Below are 16,451 nucleotides of genomic sequence, written 5' to 3'. Positions count from 1 at the left end.
CGCTGTCCGCGGTTATATAGGCGCTTAGGCGCCGGTTGGCTCGTCCTTGGCGGCGCCAAAGAGTCCCACCCGCATGTCGTTGCAGGTGTAGATGACCTGACCGTCGGCCTCGAGCACGCCGTCGGCGATGCCCATGACCAGTTTCCGGTTGATGACGCGCTTCAAGTTGATCTTGTAGACCACCTTCTTGATGTCCGGGGTGACCTGGCCCGTGAACTTGACCTCGCCGACGCCCAGGGCGCGGCCGCGGCCGGGGCCGCCGATCCAGCCCAGATAGAAGCCGACCAGCTGCCACATGGCGTCCAGGCCCAGGCAGCCCGGCATGACCGGGTCGCCGATGAAGTGGCATTGGAAGAACCAGAGCTCGGGATTGATGTCGAGTTCGGCCTCGACATAGCCCTTGCCGTATTCGCCGCCGTCCGAGGTGATCGTCGTGATGCGGTCGAACATCAGCATCGGCGGGGCGGGCAGCTGGGCGTTGCCCGGACCGAACAGTTCGCCGCGCCCCGAGGCGAGAAGGGCCTCGTGATCGAAGGACGAGGGGTATTGGGACTGGGTCAAGGCGGTTCCGTTTACGTCTGCTGTTGCTGGCGGGTTACACGACCCCGCCGCTTCGCTCAACAGCGGGGGTGTTTGCGGTGGTCTAGCCTCGTCCGGTTCCCGCCGGGCGATTGGCGTTGCACAGCGCCCGTTGCTGGACGCCGAACACGGCCCGTTCCTGGATCCAGCCGCGCAGGCGTCGGGCCCGCACCTGGCACCAGCCGTCCTCGCATTCGTCCAGCGAGACCAGGGAACGCGGCGACAGGCGGGCTCGCACGGCCGAGGCCTGGGACTTGCCGGCGTGGATCATCACCTCTTCCGGCGAGGCGTTGAACACATAGCGGCGGCCCGACGACACCGTTCTGTGGATCCAGGCCACGGCGCCCTCCGGGTCGCAGATCTTGCGCCATTCGGTGGTCTCGGCGATCACCTGCACGGGCAGGCCGGCGGCCCGGTATTCCCACAGGATCGGATAATCCAGCCCCGGCCCCTGGCGGGCGCGGACGTGCGACGACTTCAGCGAGATCCAGCGCGGCACCTCCAGCCCGGTCGGGGTGGGGCGGCCGTCGGGCATGGTGGCCCCCGCGCCGGCCATCACGCCCAGGCCCAGGACGGCTCCGGCGATGACGACGCGGCGTCGCAGGTTTTGGAAGATGGCGGCGGCTTTGCTAGACACTGTTTCGAACGACCCGTCGCGCGGGCTTCGACCCCATTTCGCCGCCCGCTAACCAAGGCCCGCAATGTCCGCCCGCAAGCTTAAGGTCGTATTAACCAGACGCCTGCCGGACGCGGTCGAGACGCGGATGCGCGAGCTTTTCGACGCGGAGCTGAATCTCAAAGACCAGCCGATGAACCGGGCGGCGCTTCAGGCGGCGGTCCAGCGCGCCGAAGTCCTGGTGCCCACCATCACCGACGTCATCGACGCCGACCTTATCAACGGCGCGGGCGAACAGCTGAAGATGATCGCCAATTTCGGCGCAGGCGTGGACCATATCGACGTCGACGCCGCCGTGGCGCGCGGGATCATCGTCACCAATACGCCCGGCGTCCTGACCGAGGACACGGCCGATCTGGCCATGAGCCTGATTCTGGCCGTCAGCCGCCGCATCGTCGAAGGCGCCCAGGTGGTGGCCGAGGGCCGGTTCGAGGGCTGGACCCCGACCTGGATGTGCGGCCGCAAACTGTGGGGCAAGCGCCTGGGCATCGTCGGCATGGGCCGGATCGGCCAGGCCCTGGCCCGCCGCGCCAAGGCCTTCGGCCTGCAGGTTCATTATCATAATCGCAAACCGGTCCCGGCCCTGATCGAGGAGGAGCTGGGCGCCACCTACTGGGACGATCTGGACCAGATGCTGGCGCGGATGGACGTGGTCTCGCTGAACTGCCCGGCGACGAAGGACACCCATCACCTGCTGTCGGTCGAACGCCTGTCCCGGCTTCAGCCCCACGCCATCCTGATCAACACGGCGCGCGGCGAACTGATCGACGAGGCCGCCCTGGCCCAGGCCGTGGCGATGCGCGCCCTATCCGGCGTGGGCCTGGACGTGTTCGAGAACGAGCCGGACATCCATCCCGGCCTGCTGGGCCAGCCCAATGTCGTCCTGCTGCCCCATCTGGGTTCGGCGACGCTGGAGGCGCGCCAGGACATGGGCGACAGGGTCATCGCCAATCTGATGACCTACCAGAACGGACATCGCCCGCCGGATCGGGTCATTCCGGCCATGCTCTAGGGCGCGGCCAGCAGCCGGTCCGCCGCCTCGGGATATTTCTGCGCCAGGCGCGCGGCCCAGTCGGATTTCAGCGGCAGGGGCGTGCGGACCTCTCGGACGCGCCGCTCGACCAGGGCCGCCGCCTCGCGGTGAGCGGGCCAGTCCATCAGGAAGCCCAGGGCCTTTTCGAAATCGGGATGGGCCGCGGCATGGGCCAGGGCGCGGTCCAGGGCCTCGACATCGTCGAAATCGGGCAGGCGCGCCAGATAGGTCCGCAAGACGGGCGCCGACAGGTCCCGCTCGAACATCGCCCAGCGCAGGGTCTGGGCCTCGTCCTTGCGGCCCTCGGCCTCGGTCACGTCGATGGCCGCCGCCTCCCAGGCCGGAGTCAGCCGGGGCGGCCCGCCGTTCGCCGACCGGCCGAAGGTCCAGCGTCTGTTGGCCGGGGAGGGTTCCAGCGCCGTCTCCAGCGCCTCGCGCGCCTCATGCACCCGGTCGGCGGCCAGCAGCCGCGTCGCCGCCGCCGCCGCGAAATCCGGCGATCCCCGCTCTTCCGACGTGGCCAGCGACAGCCACAGGTCCAGATCCTCGGCCCGGTCCGCCAGGCGTCGGATCGCCGTCCGCGTCCCGCGCGGGCCGATGGCCAGGCTGACGGCCGGATCCAGGCGGTCGAGCAGGGCGCGGGCCAGGTCTTGGGTCAGGGCGTCATCCGCCGCGCCGATCCAGCGGGCGTAGTCCAGCGGTTGGCTCTCGATCGCCGTCGCTAACCGATCGGCCGCCGTCGCGTCGGCCTCTACGGCCGCATGGGCCAGTCTCCACAGGTCCGGCGCAGCGCTTTCGAAAGCTCCGGCCACTTCGCCCCGAGGATCCTTGACCCGCGTGGTCAGGCCTCGGAACAGGTCGAGCCAGGCGATCATCCGGTCCAGCGCCTGGCCGGGGGCCGCAGGCCCCAGGTTCTCCACGATGGACTGACGCAGGATGTCCAGATCGCGCAACAGGTCCGGTCGCTTGCGCCAGGACACCCGCGCCTTGCTGGCCGCCACCGCCGTCAGGCGCTTGTCCAACTCGGCCGCCAGCAGGTCCGGCCCGGCCTCGGCGGCCAGCACCAGTCGCAGGCGGCGTTTCAACAGGGCGTCGGCGTCGGCCGCCTGCATCAGCAGCTCGCCCAGACGGTCCGCGCCCAGACCCACCAGATTGGCGGTGTTCAGGCGTTTGGGCGCGGCGGGGCGACGGGCCATTCGGTCTCCTTTTCACATGATTGTCGGAATCGACTCACGCGCCTGTCGAATTTGAAGGGCAGGAGCGGAACCGCCGGAGGTGAAGACCGTTTCCGGCGTCCTGTCTGGGGAAGCGTGCGTTGGATTCCTACTATTGTATCGTCAACCTGCCCGGGGTTCCGGTGCGGGACATCTGCGTGCTCGACGCGCGCGATGATCAAGCCGCCAATCAGGCGCTGGAGACACTGTCCCGCGCCTGGGTCGGATTCGAGACCCTGTATCTCTATTGCGGGGAACGGCTGGTGACAGTGGTCGGCAATGCCGCCCTGGGCTTCGCCGAACCCATGCCGGACGTGAGTCTGGCCGACGTCAGGTTCGCGACGGCGGCCTGACCCCGGGCTGGCCTGGCGCCTCAAGCGCCGCAGACCGGGCATTCGGGATCGGCGGCGATCCGCACTGTCCGCGCAGTTCCCGCCAGACCGTCATAGATCATCAGTCGACCGGCCAGGGGCTCGCCCGCGCCGGTGATCTGCTTGATGACCTCCAGCGCCGCCATGGATCCGATCACCCCCGCCAGCGCGCCGACCACCCCGACGCGGGAACAGGTCTCCGCGTCGGGCGGGATGTCCGGCACCAGGCATTGATAACAGGGGCGTCCGGTGAACACCCCGACCTGGCCGGTCCAGCGCCCCAGGGCGCCCGACACCAGCGGCTTGCCCGCCGCGACACAGGCGGCGTTGACCAGGTGGCGGGTCTCGAAATCGTCGGTTCCATCCAGCACGATGTCGAAGGCGCCGATCCGCGCGGCCGCATTGGCCGGGGTCAGCCGCTCCGCAAGGGCCTCGATCGTGACATGGGGGTTCAGGTCGCCCAGCCGTGCGGCGGCCGCCTCGACCTTGGGGCGGCCGATCTCGGGCGTGGAGAAGGCGATCTGGCGCTGCAGGTTGGACAGGCCGACCCTGTCGTCGTCGATCAGGCCCAGCGTCCCGACGCCCGCCGCCGCCAGATACAGGGCCGCCGGCGCGCCGACCCCGCCCGCGCCGACGATCAGGACGCGCGCGCGTTTCAGCGCCTGCTGCCCGGGGCCACCAACTTCGGACAGGACCAGATGACGGGCGTAACGTTCGACTTCATCTTCGGAGAAAACCATCCGCCTCATCTAGCGATGCGGGGGCGTGGGCGCGAGGGGCGTCTCAGGAGGCGGAGGCCATCGTCCGGCTGGTGTCCGACAGAATCCGTTCGACCTGGGTCTTCGCCATGGGCTCGGCCGGCATCCCGGACAGAAGCCGCCCCAGGGCGGGCGGCGCGTCGACCTGGGCCATGGCCCAGTCGGCGAACAGGCGGTGTTCGATGCGGGCGTCGGCCAGCACGCGGATATTCATGTGGCGGCGGTCGGCGCGCAGACGCCCCATCAGCCGGTCCAGATCGACCCGGGCGCCCTCGATGGCCTGGAAGAACTGGTTGTCGTGTCGCATCAGTACGCCCGTAACATGGTCGCGCCGATTGTTCCGATCCGAGGCTCCGATGATGTCGATCAGGGGCAGAAGGCCCGCGCCGGCGTCGCCGACGGCGTCGCTGACATAGACAATGCGGAACAAACTCATTGATTACTCATACGCTTTTACGTCGGATGGCCGATGTGAACCGAGGTAAGGCCATAGGGTTAACGAAACGCGCAGCCGCCCTCACGCGGCGCAGGCCGAGGCGCGCAGCTTGTCACAGGACAACAGGCGCTCCAGCCCCTCGGCCGCGACTTCCCCGAGACGTCGACCGCGCAGATATTCGACCGCCTGGCGCGCTGACAGGGTGTTGAGTCGAACGGGTTCCGTGACGCGGCGATGGACGATGGGGCGGTCCGCGATGATCCGCAGATCCCGGTGCCGGCTGTCGGTCAGCAGGCGGGCGATCAGCCGGTCCACGTCGGCGCGCATGCCCTCGATCATCTGGGCCGCCTGGCCTTCGTGGAACAGCATGGCGCTGCTGATCTCGTCGCGACGATTGTTGCGTTCGGACGCGCCGAGGATGGCGGCCTTGCTGAGGGCCGACTGTCCGGTCATGCCGACCGTTTCACTCACAATAAGCACCCGATAGAGCAATTCTCTATCTCCGATACCGGTTTCCACAGCCAAGGTTGGCGCGTTATAGCGATGACTGGGGTCAAAATGTGACGCCGTTATCCGAATTTGGGCGGACTTGATCGAAGGTCGTCGTCGCGCCATCTGCGAACCATGACCCAATCCAATTTTCCCGACTGGCACGGCACCACCATCCTGGCGGTGCGCAAGAACGGCCGCACCGTCATCGCCGGCGACGGCCAGGTCTCGATGGGGCCGACCATCGTCAAGGGCGCGGCCCGCAAGGTGCGCACCCTGGCCGGCGGCAAGGTTCTGGCGGGCTTCGCCGGCGCCACCGCCGACGCCTTCACCCTGATCGAGCGGCTGGAAGCCAAGCTGGAACAGTATCCGGACCAGCTGGCGCGCGCCTGTGTCGACCTGGCCAAGGATTGGCGCACCGACCGCTATCTGCGTCGGCTGGAGGCCATGCTGCTGGTGGCGGACAAGACCTCGATCTTCACCGTCACGGGGGTCGGCGACGTGCTGGAGCCGGAATACGGCGTCGCCGCCGTCGGTTCGGGCGGCAACTACGCCCTGTCCGCCGCCCGCGCCCTGATCGAAGAGACCGATCTCGACGCCGAGGCGGTCGCCCGCAAGGCGATGAAGATCGCCGCCGAGATCTGCGTCTACACCAACGGCAATCTGACGGTGGAGACCCTGGAGGCCTGATGTCGCCGGCGGGCGCCTTTCCGCTTGCGCAACCACGGGTCGGTCTGCGAGTTTCCTTGCCATGGATGGAGTGGCGAACAGGGTTCTGATCGCGGTCGCCGTGACCTTGGCGTCTTGCGCCACCACGCCCGAGATGGCCGCCGACCCCGTGGGACAATGCCGCGTGCAGGCCGCAAGGCTCAGTATCCGTCTGGGCGAACCCGACCCTTCCCGGCTGCAGGAGTTTCTGGCGATCGGCCCTGCGGGCGAAGACCGATTCACCACCACCTTCTGGTCCGCCACCGATCGCCATGACGAGGTGGCCTGCACCTGCAAGAACGGCGAGCCCATCTCCCTGGCGGTCGGAGACGCCGAGGTCTGGGAGCGCTGATCGCGTTCGGCGAGTTGCGGTGATCCGCCCCTTGGCTTAAGCGCCCGCCATGACCTCCGACGCCCCCATCCGCCCGCTCGCCCGTAATCCGCGCGGCTTCGCCGACAAGCGCGGCCGCGACCTGACCGCTGAACGCCGCATCGTGGCGCGCGTGTCCGAGGTCTATGAACGCTGGGGCTTCGAGCCGCTGGAGACGCCGGCCTTCGAATACGCCGACGCCCTGGGCAAATTCCTGCCTGACGCCGACCGCCCCAACGAGGGCGTCTTCGCGCTTCAGGACGACGCCGGTTCGGATGAGCCGGGCGAATGGACGGCCCTGCGTTACGACCACACGGCGCCCCTGGCCCGGTTCGCGGCCCAGACCTGGGAAACCCTGCCCAAGCCGTTCCGCCGCTACGCCTATGGCCCGGTCTGGCGCAACGAGAAGCCCGGTCCCGGTAGATTCCGAGAATTCTGGCAGTGCGACGCCGACACGGTCGGCTCGGACCGGCCCGAGGCCGACGCCGAGATCATCGCCATGGCGTGCGAAGGTCTGGCGGGCGCGGGTCTGGACGCCGGTCAGGCCCAGATCCGCGTCTCCAACCGCAAACTGTTCGACGGCCTGTTCGACGCCGGCGGCGTGACCGAGGCCGGTCAGCGGCTGACGGCGCTGCGCGCCATCGACAAGTTCGACCGGCTGGGCTGGGACGGCGTGGTTCAGCTGCTGGGCGAGGGGCGTCTCGACGAGTCCGGCGACTACACCAAGGGCGCCAATCTGCCCGCCAAGGTGACGGCCGCCATCGAGGCCTTCCTGGCCTCGGCCAACACTCCTGGCCTCACCCGGGCCGAGACCCTGGACGCGGTGGCGCGGTCGGGTGATCTGGGCGTGGCGGGCGAGGCGGCGCTGAACGAACTGGCGGCCATCGACCGGGCGCTGAGCGCCATGAAGGTGGGGCAGGACGCCGTAAAATTTGATCCGACCATCGTGCGCGGCCTCGAATACTACACCGGCGCGGTCTTCGAAGCCGAACTGCTGCTGGACACCGTCGACGACAAGGGCCGCCCGGTCCGCTTCGGCTCGATCGGCGGCGGCGGCCGCTACGACGATCTGGTCGCCCGCTTCACCGGACAGAGCGTGCCGGCGACCGGCTTCTCCTTCGGCGTCTCGCGCCTGGCCTCGGCCCTGCGCGCGGCCGGACGGGGCGCAGAAGACGCCGTGCGGGGGCCCGTGGTGGTCATCGTCTTCTCGGAGGACGACATGACCCATTACCTCGAGGCCGTCGCCGAACTGCGCGCCGCCGGGATCGCGGCGGAACTCTATCTGGGGCGGGCGGGGATGAAGGCGCAGATGAAATACGCCGACCGACGCGGCGCGCCCGCCGTGGTCATTCTGGGTGGAGACGAGATCGCCGCCGGGGAGGTCACCATCAAGGATCTGGACGCCGGCCGCGCCGCCGCCGCCGCCATCACCGACAATGACGCCTGGAAGGCCGAGCGCCCCGGGCAGATGAAGATCGGCCGTGCAGGACTGGTCGCGGCCATTCGTTCCATTATCGAATAACCGTCGATAAATAACCCTTTCTGGTATCGGTTATCAGCGATAAGTCGAAGAAAGTTCGATTGGTGTTGAAAAGGCCGTTGACGGCCACGGGGGCCTCGGTCCAAATGAACTCACTCGAGGGCAAGCGTTGCTCAAGCGCGCAGCACTCGAAGGCGTTTCGGGGAGGAAACGTCCGCTCTTTAAAGAGCGCGAAAGCCCGCTGCGATGTATCCCCCGCAGCGGGCTTTTTCGCGCCTGGAACCCAGGCGCTCACGGACTTTGTCGCTGTCGTTCGCCCGCCTTGCGGCCTCTCGCGCTTCGGTCAAGAAAAAGGCCGGGGCGAACCCCGGCCTTTAACCCTATCGACGAAGCGTCGCCTTACCAGATGCGGACGCGGTCTTCCGGCTTCAGATAGTATTTCGTGCCGGGCTGGACGTCGAAGGCGTCGTACCAGGCGTCCGAGTTGCGCAGCGGGCCGATGACGCGGAACTGGGCGGCCGAGTGCGGGTCGGTGGCGACCTGCTGTTTCAGGGCCTCGTCGCGATACTTCGACTGCCAGACCTGGGCCCAGCCGTAGAAGAAGCGCTGGTCGCCCGTCACGCCGTCCAGCACCGGGGCGGGCTGGCCGTTCAGCGACAGGTGATAGGCTTCCAGGCCCACGGCCACGCCGGAGGCGTCGCCGATGTTCTCGCCCATCGTGAGACCGCCCTGGATGTGATAGCCGGGCAGGGGCTCGTAGGTGTCGTACTGGGCGCCCAGGCGGGCGGTCAGGGCCTCGAAGTTGGCCTTGTCCTCGGGCGTCCACCAGTTGCGCAGCACGCCGTCGCCGTCGGACTTGGAGCCCTGGTCGTCGAAGCCGTGGCCGATCTCGTGGCCGATCACGCCGCCGATGCCGCCGTAGTTGACCGCCGGATCGCCGTTCGGATCGAAGAAGGGCGGCTGCAGGATGGCGGCCGGGAAGACGATCTCGTTATTGGCCGAGTTGTAATAGGCGTTGACCGTCTGCGGGGTCATGCCCCACTCGGACTTGTCGACCGGCTCGTTCAGGCGCGACAGGTCGTAGTTCCATTCGAACAGGCCCCGGCGCTCGGCGTTGCCGACCAGGTCGTCGGCGCGGATGTCGAGGCCCGAATAGTCGCGCCACTTGTCCGGATAGCCGATCTTGACGGTGAATTTGCGCAGCTTCTCCTGGGCCGCCGCCTTGGTCTCGGCGCCCATCCAGGTCAGGTTGTCGATCCGGTGCGACAGGGCGGTGCGCAGATTGGCGACCAGTTCTTCCATCTTGGCCTTGGATTCGGCCGGGAAATACTGGGCGACGTAGAGACGGCCCGTGGCTTCGCCCAGCGAACCTTCGGCGAAGGAGATGGCGCGCTTCTCGCGGGTGCGCTGTTCGGGCTGGCCCGACAGATCGCGCGAGCGGAAGCCCCACTGGGCGTCCGAGAAGCGTTGCGACAGCAGGGGCGCCATGTCGTCGGCGGTGTGGAAGGCTTCCCACGCCTGCAGCAGTTCGACCGGGGTCTCGGCGTAGAGGGCGGCGATCTTCGGCAGGGCCGTGTCCTGACGCACGATCAGGCGCGGCACGCCGCCCAGTTCGGCGGAGTCATAATAGGCCTGCCAGTCGAAGCCCGGCGCGTCCTGGATCAGACGGGCGATGGTGTATTCGTTGTAGGTCCGGTCGCGGTTGCGGTTCTCGACCGGGGTCCAGTGGGCCTCGGCGATCCTGGTTTCCAGGGCCACGATCTGGGCGGCCGTCTCGGTCGGGTTCGCCCAGCCGATCATCTCCAGCATCTGGCCGACATAGGCCTGATACTTCTCTTTCTTGTCGGCGTAGCGGGCGTCCAGATAATAGTCGCGGTTCGGCAGGCCGATGCCCGACTGGCCGGTCGAGACGGCGTATCGGGTCGGCTGTTTGGCGTCGATGGTGATGCCGGTGCCGAAGAAGGAGGCGCCGAAGCGGCCCGAGGTCTGGCCCATATAGACGGCCATCTTCTCATGGCTGTCGGCGGCGCGGATGGCGGCCAGATAGGGCTGCAGCGGCTGGGCGTCCAGTTGATCGACGCGGCCCTGGTCGATGTAGGAGCGGTAGGCGTCGGCCACCTTGGCCTCGTCCGAGCCGGCGGCCAGGTCGGTGCGGGCGGCGAGACTGGTCACCAGTTCCTTCATCCGGTTGTCCGACAGTTCGCGCAGCAGGGCGAAGGAGCCGTAGCTGGTGCGGTCGGACGGGATGACCAGTTTGTCGAAGGCCGCGCCGTTGGCGTAGCGGAAGAAGTCGTCGCCCGGCTTCACCGAGGTGTCGCGGCCGTTCAGGTCGAAGCCCCAGGTTCCGTATTTCGGCGCCACGGTGCCCTGGAAGCCGCTGGCGGTCTCCTGGCCCGAGAAGAGTGAAACGATGGAGCAGGTCTCGTCGATGCAGGCATGGTCGTGGTCGACGTCCTGGGCGAAGGCGGCGCTGGCGGGCAGCAGAAGGGCGCCGACGGCGGCGCCGATAAGCAGTCTTTTCATCACTGGATCCTAGGCTCCGCCCCCGAAATGGGCGGGTCGGCGCGGACCCTAGACCCGAGGCGGGGGCTGTCGCCTTAAAAAAAATTCATGAAACGGCCGCGACGTCTCGCCACAGGCGGGCGGATCGGGTCAGATGCAATCGACACGGAGGGCGGATGCACGGGCACGGCGGCGACTACAAGGATCTGGTGGTGTTCCTGGCCGCAGCCGGGGTCATCGTGCCCCTGGTCAATCGACTGAAGATCAGTCCGGTGCTGGGTTTTCTGGCGGCCGGGGTGCTGCTGGGGCCGGACGGGCTGGCCCGGTTCTCGGGCGCCCTGCCGTGGCTGTCCTATTTCACCATCAGCGATCCCGCCCAGTTGGCCCAGCTGTCCGAACTGGGCGTCGCCTTCCTGCTGTTCATGATCGGGCTGGAGCTGTCATGGGAACGGCTCCGGGCCATGCGGCGGCTGGTGTTCGGCCTGGGGCTGATGCAGGTGGTGATCTGCACCCTGGTCCTGTCGGGACTGTTCCTGCTGATGGGCCAGACCCTGGTCAGCGCCGCCGTGCTGGGCATGGGCCTAGCCCTGTCCTCGACGGCGGTGGTCATGCCGGTTCTGGCCGAGAGCGGGCGGTTGAAGGGAACCGTGGGGCGCTCGACCTTCGCGGTCCTGCTGGCCCAGGACCTGTCCGTCGCCCCCATCCTGATCACCGTCAGCGTCATGGCGGCCCTGGCCCAGGCGGGCGGGGCGCTGGACCCGGCGGTTCTGGGCCGGTCGCTGTTCACCCTGGTCCCGGCCGCCATCGGTCTGGGCCTGCTGGTCCTGCTGGGGCGGGTGGTGCTGCGGCCGATGTTCCGGTCGGTGGCGCGCGCGCGCAAGGCGGATCAGGGCGGTGAACTGTTCGTGGCCGCCAGCCTGCTGGTCGTGGTCGGCGCCGGCCTGGCGGCCCAGGCCAGCGGCCTGTCGATGAGCATCGGCGCCCTGGTCGCCGGGGTGCTGCTGGCCGAGACCGAGTTCCGGCGCGAGGTCGAGGTCTCGATCGAACCGTTCAAGGGTCTGCTGCTGGGGGTCTTCTTCGTCGGGGTCGGTCTGGGTCTGGACCTGGGCGCGGTCGCCGCCGATCCGGTCTTCGTCTTCGGTCTGGCCCTGGCCATCACCGTGCTGAAGACGGCGGTGATCTTCGGCCTGGCGCGGCTCTGGGGGCTGGGCGCGCGGCCGGCGCTGGAGACGGCCCTGGTGCTGGCCCCGGCGGGCGAGTTCGCCTTCGTCGTCTTCGCCACCGGCATGGTCGAGGGGATCGCCCCCGCCGGCCTGACCACCACGGTCGCCCTGTCGGCGACCCTGAGCATCTTCTCGGTGCCGCTGCTGGCGGCTCTGGGCCAGAGATTGTCGCGGCGCAAGGCGCCGGATCGCCCCACGACGCCCGAGGGCGCGGCCCCGCCGGAGGCGGCGGACGGCGCCGTCATCATCGTCGGCTTCGGCCGGGTCGGGCGGCTGATCGGCGAACTGCTGAAGGAACACGGTCAGACCTTCATCGCCCTGGACACCGATGCGGCCGCTGTCGCCGCCGGGCGGCGCGACGGGTTCGACGTCTTCTATGGCGACGCGGGACGGGGCGAGATGCTGCTGCATTGCGGCGTCCGCTCGACCCGCGCCCTGATCGTGACCATGGATGCGCCGACCAAGGTCGACGAGGTGGTGACCACGGCGCGGGCCCTGCGCGACGACCTGATCCTGATCGCCCGCGCCCGGGACGACCAGCACGCGGCCCGACTGTACGGGCTGGGGGTCACCGACGCCGTGCCCGAGACGACGGAGGCCAGCCTGCAGCTGGCCGAAAACACCCTGGTGGATCTGGGCGTGCCCATGGGCCTGGTCCTGGCCTCGATCCACGAGAAACGGGACCAGTTCCGCAAGACCTTCCAGGCCGCAATTCCCGTGGAAAGACGTGGTAGAACCACCCGGGCGTTGAGAATGTCCCAGAATAGGACAGGTAACGATAGCGGTTAAGCTTAGATCGGCGCCCTATCCCCAAGGATTATGCGGGCGACCCATTTTCGTCATGGTTCCGTGATGCAAGCCTTGCCTAAGTATCGCGCAGGTAGCGGGTGCAGGGTCAGAACGTCTCTCCCCGCGGGCCTAAGTGCTTCACCTTAAGTCAACTTCGGATCCCGTCTGGGCGTCCGAAAATTGCGTAGAGTATAGCCTGATTTCATGACCGATTCCGTTCTCTCGGCCGACGCCGCCCCCCGTCTGAACCGCCGCCAGGCCGCCAAGGTCCGGACCCGCCAGAAGGTTCTGGACGCCGCCCGCAGCCTGTTCGCCGAGCGCGGCTACGAGCCCGCCACCATCCGCGACATCGCCAAGGGCGCGGGCATGTCGACCGGGGCGGTCTTCGCCAACTTCCAGGACAAGGCCGAATTGTTCGAGGCGGTCCTGACCGAGGACATGTCGCGTCTCGCCGAAGTGGTCGAGGCCGGCGCCCCCGAGGGCGAGCCGGTTCGCCAGCGTCTGCTGGGCGCTCTCAGCGCCGGCTATCATTCGTCTCTGGACCAGCTGCCGCTGTTCCAGGCCATCGTCGCTCGTTCGTGGTTCCAGCCCCTGGCCGCCGAGATGCGCGCCCGCGCCGCCACCAAGAACCTGCTGCTGGCCATCGGCGACATCCTGCAGGAGGCCGTCGCCAAGGGCGAGCTGAAGCAGGACGCCGAAATCCGCCTGCTGGTCGAGCTGATCTGGGACTCCTATCTGTCGAACTATCGCCGCGCCGCCTATGACGAGTGGGACGCCCAGGCCCTGTCCGACCATATGGGCAAGCAGATCGACGTGATCCTGGCCGGAGCCCTGTCCGCCAAGTAACGGACTCGGAAGACTAATTTTCAGAAGTTCAAGGCTCGCGTCCGTTTGATCGGCGCGGGCCTTGGCTTTATTTGGCCTTGTGTCCGGCGCCGGACTATGAATTGCGGCGGACGAGAGTCATTCTCACATCCATCGCGGCCAGGGTTTTTCGGCGGTCGCGACTGGAAGAAGTCGGCGGATATGGCCGCACGCTTTCGCCTCACGGGGGTGAATTGCATGGAATACCAAATCTATCTCGAAATCGACGGCCGGTCGGTGCCCAGTTTCGAACCGGTCGGAGCGACCGACGACGAGGACGCGCGCGCGGCGGCCCTGCGGCTTCTGCTGGGGCGCAAGGATGCGTCGGAGGCCCTGGTCTATCGCGGCCGGCGCCTGCTGGCGGTGCTGGATCGCAGCAGCGACTAGACGTCGTTCCGGCTTCGATATTCGGACCGCAGTCAGGCGCGGCGTTTCAGGGTGACGTAGAAGGCGCCGTTGCCGCCGTGCCTCTGGTGAGCGACCGTGAAGCCGGACACCACGCCGCGCAGGGCGGGCGACTGCATCCATTCCGCAAAGGCCGAGCGGATCACCCCGCCGCCCATCCGGCCCTGGCCGGTGATGACCAGGACCGCCCGCATCCCGCGCGCCTGGCAGGATGTCAGAAAGCCCTTGAGCTGATCCTCGGCCTCGAACCGGCCGAAGCCGTGCAAGTCGATGCGCGCCTCGATGGGGTCGCGTTCGCGCGACAGCCGCTGTTTGCGGCGCGGTTCCAGATCCTCGGGAGCCGGCTTTGGGCGGCTGCCGATGGGGCGGGGTTCGACCGGTTTGGCGACGGCCGTGGTGCGGGCGGGCGAGGGCTTGGCCAGAGGCCGGGGATCGGCCGGTTGAGCCACGACGATATGGGCCGGGGCCTCGGCGCCGGGTGTGACCCGCGCGGCCTTGCGGGTGCGGGGCGCGACGACCGTGCCGGTGATCCGGGTCCAGATGCGACGGTCCTCGGGCGTTAGCCCGTTCTCGTCGCGGCCGGGGCCTTTCCGCTTCATCCGCCCTCGTCGTCCTCATAGGCCTCGGCCGGACCGGGCTCGTGGATCAGCAGGTCGCCGGGCTGGCAGTCCAGTTCGCGGCACAGGGCGTCCAGGGTCGAGAAACGCACCGCACGCGCCTTGCCCGTCTTCAGGATCGACAGATTGGCCACGGTGACGCCCACGCGGTCCGCCAGCTCGGTCAGGGACATGCGGCGTTCGACGAGAACGCGATCGAGCTGGACGCGGATGGCCATGGGGTAGTCCTACTGGAAACGGCTCAGATCGTCAGTTCGGATTCGCGGCGCAGGCGCGCACCCTCGCGGAACACCTCCGCCAGGACGAAGACGATCAGGACGGAGAAGATCGGGGTCAGCAGCTCGCCCAGGCCCTGCGGGTCCATGACGCCCGGCGCCAGGCGGGTGGCGACATAGCCCTGGGCCAGCCAGACGCCGCCGGTCACCACCGCCAGGGTCAGGCCGATCTGGCGCAGGCGGCGCACATTGTCGGGGTGGAAGGGGTCGCCCATGGTCAGGGTGCGGAAGATGCGGCGCAGGCTGCGCAGGATCAGCATGAAGCCGCCGAAATAGGCGGTGGCCACGCCCAGGCCGAACAGCAGGAGCAGGCGTGTCAACGGCAGCTGTCGGCCGCCGGAATCGCCGCTCACGGTGATGTTCACATTGTCCAGGGGGATGAAGATCGCGGCGATCACCAGCAGCAGCAGAACGCCGGTGATCAGCCAGAGCAGAACATAGGCGACATCAAGAGCCACCTTCAGGACGCTGGAGACCGAACCCGGCCCCATCGTCTTGACCGCGCCGAGCCAGTTCGGCCCGGGTCGGTTCGAAATGCGCGCCTCGCCTCGCTTGAATGGATTTCGCGGCGTCGGCAGGCGCATGGTCGAGAAGTCTCAGGCCGGGGGCGAGGGCGCGATGGCCACGCGGGGTCCGGCGAACCCGCGCGTGACGCTATACATCGCGGTTGTCTTCAAGGTCGTCAAAGCTCTCGTGATCGATACAGGGGTGGACTTTGGGCCGATCAGAGGGCTTGGACCAGGATGGCGACCAGGGCGGTCGGCAGGGCGGCGATCAGAACCGTGTTGACGAAAGCGGCGCCGACCTTGTCCAGCCACAGCGAGGTGTTCATCGTATGCATCGTATTTCTCCGTCGTTTTGTTTGGACGATTATCGCCCGTTGGTTTTGTAACCCGCACGATCATTCCGGTTTTTCCGGAAGTCCTGAACGGTGCGGCCCCGTTCCTGACGATCAATAGATAGGCCGTGCGGTACGGAAAAGCACGTTACATATCGTTTAACGATATTAAACTTTGGCAATAGACTGTTTCAGGGACGTGATCGTCGATGAATCTCAAGCTTATCAAGGGGATGCGGATCGTCGCCGCCACCCACAACCCCGGCAAGGTCCCCGAGATCGCCGCCCTTCTTGGTGAAGATTACGAGATCCTCACCGCCGGACAGTTGAATCTGCCCGAGCCGGACGAGACCGAGACCACTTTCGTCGGCAACGCCATGCTGAAGGCGCGCCATGCTGCGGAACTGTCGGGCGAGGTGTCGCTGGCCGACGATTCGGGGATGTCGGTCACGGCCCTGGACGGGGCGCCGGGCATCTTCTCCGCGCGCTGGGCGGGGCCGGGCAAGGATTTCGCCATGGCGATGAAGAAGGTCGAGGAGCGACTGGAGGAGATCGGGGCGCCCAATACGGCTGGCGATCGGTCGGCCTGGTTCACCTCCGCGCTCGCCGTGGCCTGGCCCGATGGGCCGTGCGTGGTGGTCGAGGGGATCGTGAAGGGCGAACTGGTCTTCCCGCCGCGCGGTGATCGGGGCTTCGGCTACGACCCCATCTTCATTCCGGAGGGCGGAGACAGGACTTTCGGCGAGATGGACCCGGCCGAGAAGGAGGCGATCAGCCACCGCACCCGCGCCTTCGCCAAGCTGCGGGCCGCCCTGATTGACTGA

19 protein-coding genes are annotated in these 16,451 nt (G+C 67.8%); 9 read left to right on the top strand and 10 right to left on the bottom strand.

Annotated features, from left to right (window positions below):
* Positions 1 to 24 precede the first annotated feature (24 nt).
* Positions 25 to 561, bottom strand: coding sequence for a 3-hydroxyacyl-[acyl-carrier-protein] dehydratase FabA (gene fabA, locus ACIQ1T_RS08630; protein WP_395944129.1), 537 nt, complete (start codon positions 559 to 561; stop codon positions 25 to 27).
* Positions 562 to 643: 82 nt separating this feature from the next.
* On the bottom strand, positions 644 to 1,216 hold the full coding sequence (locus ACIQ1T_RS08625; protein ID WP_395944128.1) for an SH3 domain-containing protein: 573 nt from the start codon (positions 1,214 to 1,216) through the stop codon (positions 644 to 646).
* A 64-nt stretch (positions 1,217 to 1,280) separates the two neighbouring features.
* Between ACIQ1T_RS08625 and ACIQ1T_RS08620 the strand changes: the two genes are divergently transcribed.
* Complete coding sequence (locus ACIQ1T_RS08620) at positions 1,281 to 2,267, top strand: 2-hydroxyacid dehydrogenase (protein WP_395944127.1); 987 nt, start codon at positions 1,281 to 1,283, stop codon at positions 2,265 to 2,267.
* Here the strand turns inward: ACIQ1T_RS08620 and ACIQ1T_RS08615 are convergent.
* Complete coding sequence (locus ACIQ1T_RS08615; protein ID WP_395944126.1) at positions 2,264 to 3,484, bottom strand: DUF6880 family protein; 1,221 nt, start codon at positions 3,482 to 3,484, stop codon at positions 2,264 to 2,266. The two genes, ACIQ1T_RS08620 and ACIQ1T_RS08615, sit on opposite strands and share 4 nt — an antisense overlap.
* 119 nt (positions 3,485 to 3,603) lie before the next feature.
* Here ACIQ1T_RS08615 and ACIQ1T_RS08610 point away from each other — a divergent pair, with 119 nt between their 5' ends.
* Positions 3,604 to 3,855: a hypothetical protein gene (locus ACIQ1T_RS08610; RefSeq protein ID WP_395944125.1), complete on the top strand. Its 252-nt coding sequence runs from the start codon at positions 3,604 to 3,606 to the stop codon at positions 3,853 to 3,855.
* A 20-nt stretch (positions 3,856 to 3,875) separates the two neighbouring features.
* Here the strand turns inward: ACIQ1T_RS08610 and ACIQ1T_RS08605 are convergent, their stop codons facing one another.
* From ACIQ1T_RS08605 to ACIQ1T_RS08595, 3 genes are all read right to left on the bottom strand, one after another.
* On the bottom strand, positions 3,876 to 4,613 hold the full coding sequence (locus ACIQ1T_RS08605) for a HesA/MoeB/ThiF family protein (RefSeq protein WP_395944124.1): 738 nt from the start codon (positions 4,611 to 4,613) through the stop codon (positions 3,876 to 3,878).
* Positions 4,614 to 4,656: 43 nt separating this feature from the next.
* Positions 4,657 to 5,067 (bottom strand): BLUF domain-containing protein, encoded by a 411-nt coding sequence (locus ACIQ1T_RS08600; protein ID WP_395944123.1) that lies wholly within the window; start codon positions 5,065 to 5,067, stop codon positions 4,657 to 4,659.
* A gap of 81 nt (positions 5,068 to 5,148) precedes the next feature.
* On the bottom strand, positions 5,149 to 5,547 hold the full coding sequence (locus ACIQ1T_RS08595) for a BLUF domain-containing protein (protein ID WP_395944122.1): 399 nt from the start codon (positions 5,545 to 5,547) through the stop codon (positions 5,149 to 5,151).
* A gap of 144 nt (positions 5,548 to 5,691) precedes the next feature.
* Between ACIQ1T_RS08595 and hslV the strand changes: the two genes are divergently transcribed.
* The 3 genes from hslV (at position 5,692) to hisS (ending at position 8,156) form a co-directional block, all read left to right on the top strand.
* Positions 5,692 to 6,246: an ATP-dependent protease subunit HslV gene (gene hslV / locus ACIQ1T_RS08590; RefSeq protein WP_395944121.1), complete on the top strand. Its 555-nt coding sequence runs from the start codon at positions 5,692 to 5,694 to the stop codon at positions 6,244 to 6,246.
* Between the two features lie 70 nt (positions 6,247 to 6,316).
* Positions 6,317 to 6,616 carry a hypothetical protein gene (locus ACIQ1T_RS08585; RefSeq protein WP_395944120.1) on the top strand — a complete coding sequence of 100 codons (300 nt, stop codon included), beginning with the start codon at positions 6,317 to 6,319 and terminating at the stop codon, positions 6,614 to 6,616.
* Between the two features lie 49 nt (positions 6,617 to 6,665).
* Positions 6,666 to 8,156: a histidine--tRNA ligase gene (hisS, locus tag ACIQ1T_RS08580; RefSeq protein ID WP_395944119.1), complete on the top strand. Its 1,491-nt coding sequence runs from the start codon at positions 6,666 to 6,668 to the stop codon at positions 8,154 to 8,156.
* Positions 8,157 to 8,513: 357 nt separating this feature from the next.
* Here hisS and ACIQ1T_RS08575 read toward each other — a convergent pair whose 3' ends face one another.
* A complete protein-coding gene (locus ACIQ1T_RS08575) occupies positions 8,514 to 10,637 on the bottom strand; it encodes a M13 family metallopeptidase (RefSeq protein ID WP_395944118.1) in 2,124 nt (707 codons plus the stop codon).
* Between the two features lie 155 nt (positions 10,638 to 10,792).
* Between ACIQ1T_RS08575 and ACIQ1T_RS08570 the strand changes: the two genes are divergently transcribed.
* The 3 genes from ACIQ1T_RS08570 (at position 10,793) to ACIQ1T_RS08560 (ending at position 13,879) form a co-directional block, all read left to right on the top strand.
* Positions 10,793 to 12,628, top strand: coding sequence for a cation:proton antiporter (locus ACIQ1T_RS08570; protein ID WP_395944117.1), 1,836 nt, complete (start codon positions 10,793 to 10,795; stop codon positions 12,626 to 12,628).
* 204 nt (positions 12,629 to 12,832) lie between these two features.
* Complete coding sequence (locus ACIQ1T_RS08565; protein WP_395944116.1) at positions 12,833 to 13,474, top strand: TetR/AcrR family transcriptional regulator; 642 nt, start codon at positions 12,833 to 12,835, stop codon at positions 13,472 to 13,474.
* A 216-nt stretch (positions 13,475 to 13,690) separates the two neighbouring features.
* Positions 13,691 to 13,879 (top strand): hypothetical protein, encoded by a 189-nt coding sequence (locus tag ACIQ1T_RS08560; protein WP_395944115.1) that lies wholly within the window; start codon positions 13,691 to 13,693, stop codon positions 13,877 to 13,879.
* 32 nt (positions 13,880 to 13,911) lie between these two features.
* On the opposite strand, the gene ACIQ1T_RS08555 is transcribed toward ACIQ1T_RS08560, so the two are convergent.
* The 3 genes from ACIQ1T_RS08555 to ACIQ1T_RS08545 are packed head-to-tail and all read right to left on the bottom strand — an operon-like array spanning position 13,912 to position 15,373.
* Entirely contained in the window at positions 13,912 to 14,496 is a 585-nt protein-coding gene (locus ACIQ1T_RS08555; RefSeq protein WP_395944114.1) for a Smr/MutS family protein, read from the bottom strand.
* Positions 14,493 to 14,732: a helix-turn-helix domain-containing protein gene (locus ACIQ1T_RS08550; protein WP_395944113.1), complete on the bottom strand. Its 240-nt coding sequence runs from the start codon at positions 14,730 to 14,732 to the stop codon at positions 14,493 to 14,495. Before ACIQ1T_RS08550 ends, ACIQ1T_RS08555 begins: the two co-directional genes overlap by 4 nt.
* Before the next feature lie 23 nt (positions 14,733 to 14,755).
* Entirely contained in the window at positions 14,756 to 15,373 is a 618-nt protein-coding gene (locus ACIQ1T_RS08545; RefSeq protein ID WP_395944112.1) for a DUF2975 domain-containing protein, read from the bottom strand.
* Between the two features lie 463 nt (positions 15,374 to 15,836).
* On the opposite strand from ACIQ1T_RS08545, the gene rdgB reads away from it, so the two are divergent.
* Positions 15,837 to 16,451, top strand: a complete 615-nt coding sequence (rdgB, locus tag ACIQ1T_RS08540) for an RdgB/HAM1 family non-canonical purine NTP pyrophosphatase (protein WP_395944111.1) — start codon at positions 15,837 to 15,839, stop codon at positions 16,449 to 16,451.

Origin of the sequence: Brevundimonas sp., assembly GCF_044336875.1 — a bacterium.
In the GTDB taxonomy this organism is placed as follows: Bacteria; Pseudomonadota; Alphaproteobacteria; order Caulobacterales; family Caulobacteraceae; genus Brevundimonas.
The sequence above is the reverse complement of the archived record's forward strand: the minus strand, read 5'-3'. Positions and strand labels throughout refer to the sequence as shown.

Coding starts and splice junctions, on each gene's coding strand:
- ACIQ1T_RS08620 (WP_395944127.1), top strand. CDS start 1,281: ATGTCCGCCCGCAAGCTTAAGGTCGTATTAACCAGACGCCTGCCGGAC.
- ACIQ1T_RS08575 (WP_395944118.1), bottom strand. CDS start 10,637: ATGAAAAGACTGCTTATCGGCGCCGCCGTCGGCGCCCTTCTGCTGCCC.
- ACIQ1T_RS08565 (WP_395944116.1), top strand. CDS start 12,833: ATGACCGATTCCGTTCTCTCGGCCGACGCCGCCCCCCGTCTGAACCGC.
- ACIQ1T_RS08615 (WP_395944126.1), bottom strand. CDS start 3,484: ATGGCCCGTCGCCCCGCCGCGCCCAAACGCCTGAACACCGCCAATCTG.
- ACIQ1T_RS08570 (WP_395944117.1), top strand. CDS start 10,793: ATGCACGGGCACGGCGGCGACTACAAGGATCTGGTGGTGTTCCTGGCC.
- ACIQ1T_RS08550 (WP_395944113.1), bottom strand. CDS start 14,732: ATGGCCATCCGCGTCCAGCTCGATCGCGTTCTCGTCGAACGCCGCATG.
- ACIQ1T_RS08555 (WP_395944114.1), bottom strand. CDS start 14,496: ATGAAGCGGAAAGGCCCCGGCCGCGACGAGAACGGGCTAACGCCCGAG.
- ACIQ1T_RS08560 (WP_395944115.1), top strand. CDS start 13,691: ATGGAATACCAAATCTATCTCGAAATCGACGGCCGGTCGGTGCCCAGT.
- ACIQ1T_RS08600 (WP_395944123.1), bottom strand. CDS start 5,067: ATGAGTTTGTTCCGCATTGTCTATGTCAGCGACGCCGTCGGCGACGCC.
- hisS (WP_395944119.1), top strand. CDS start 6,666: ATGACCTCCGACGCCCCCATCCGCCCGCTCGCCCGTAATCCGCGCGGC.
- hslV (WP_395944121.1), top strand. CDS start 5,692: ATGACCCAATCCAATTTTCCCGACTGGCACGGCACCACCATCCTGGCG.
- ACIQ1T_RS08545 (WP_395944112.1), bottom strand. CDS start 15,373: ATGCGCCTGCCGACGCCGCGAAATCCATTCAAGCGAGGCGAGGCGCGC.
- ACIQ1T_RS08605 (WP_395944124.1), bottom strand. CDS start 4,613: ATGGTTTTCTCCGAAGATGAAGTCGAACGTTACGCCCGTCATCTGGTC.
- rdgB (WP_395944111.1), top strand. CDS start 15,837: ATGAATCTCAAGCTTATCAAGGGGATGCGGATCGTCGCCGCCACCCAC.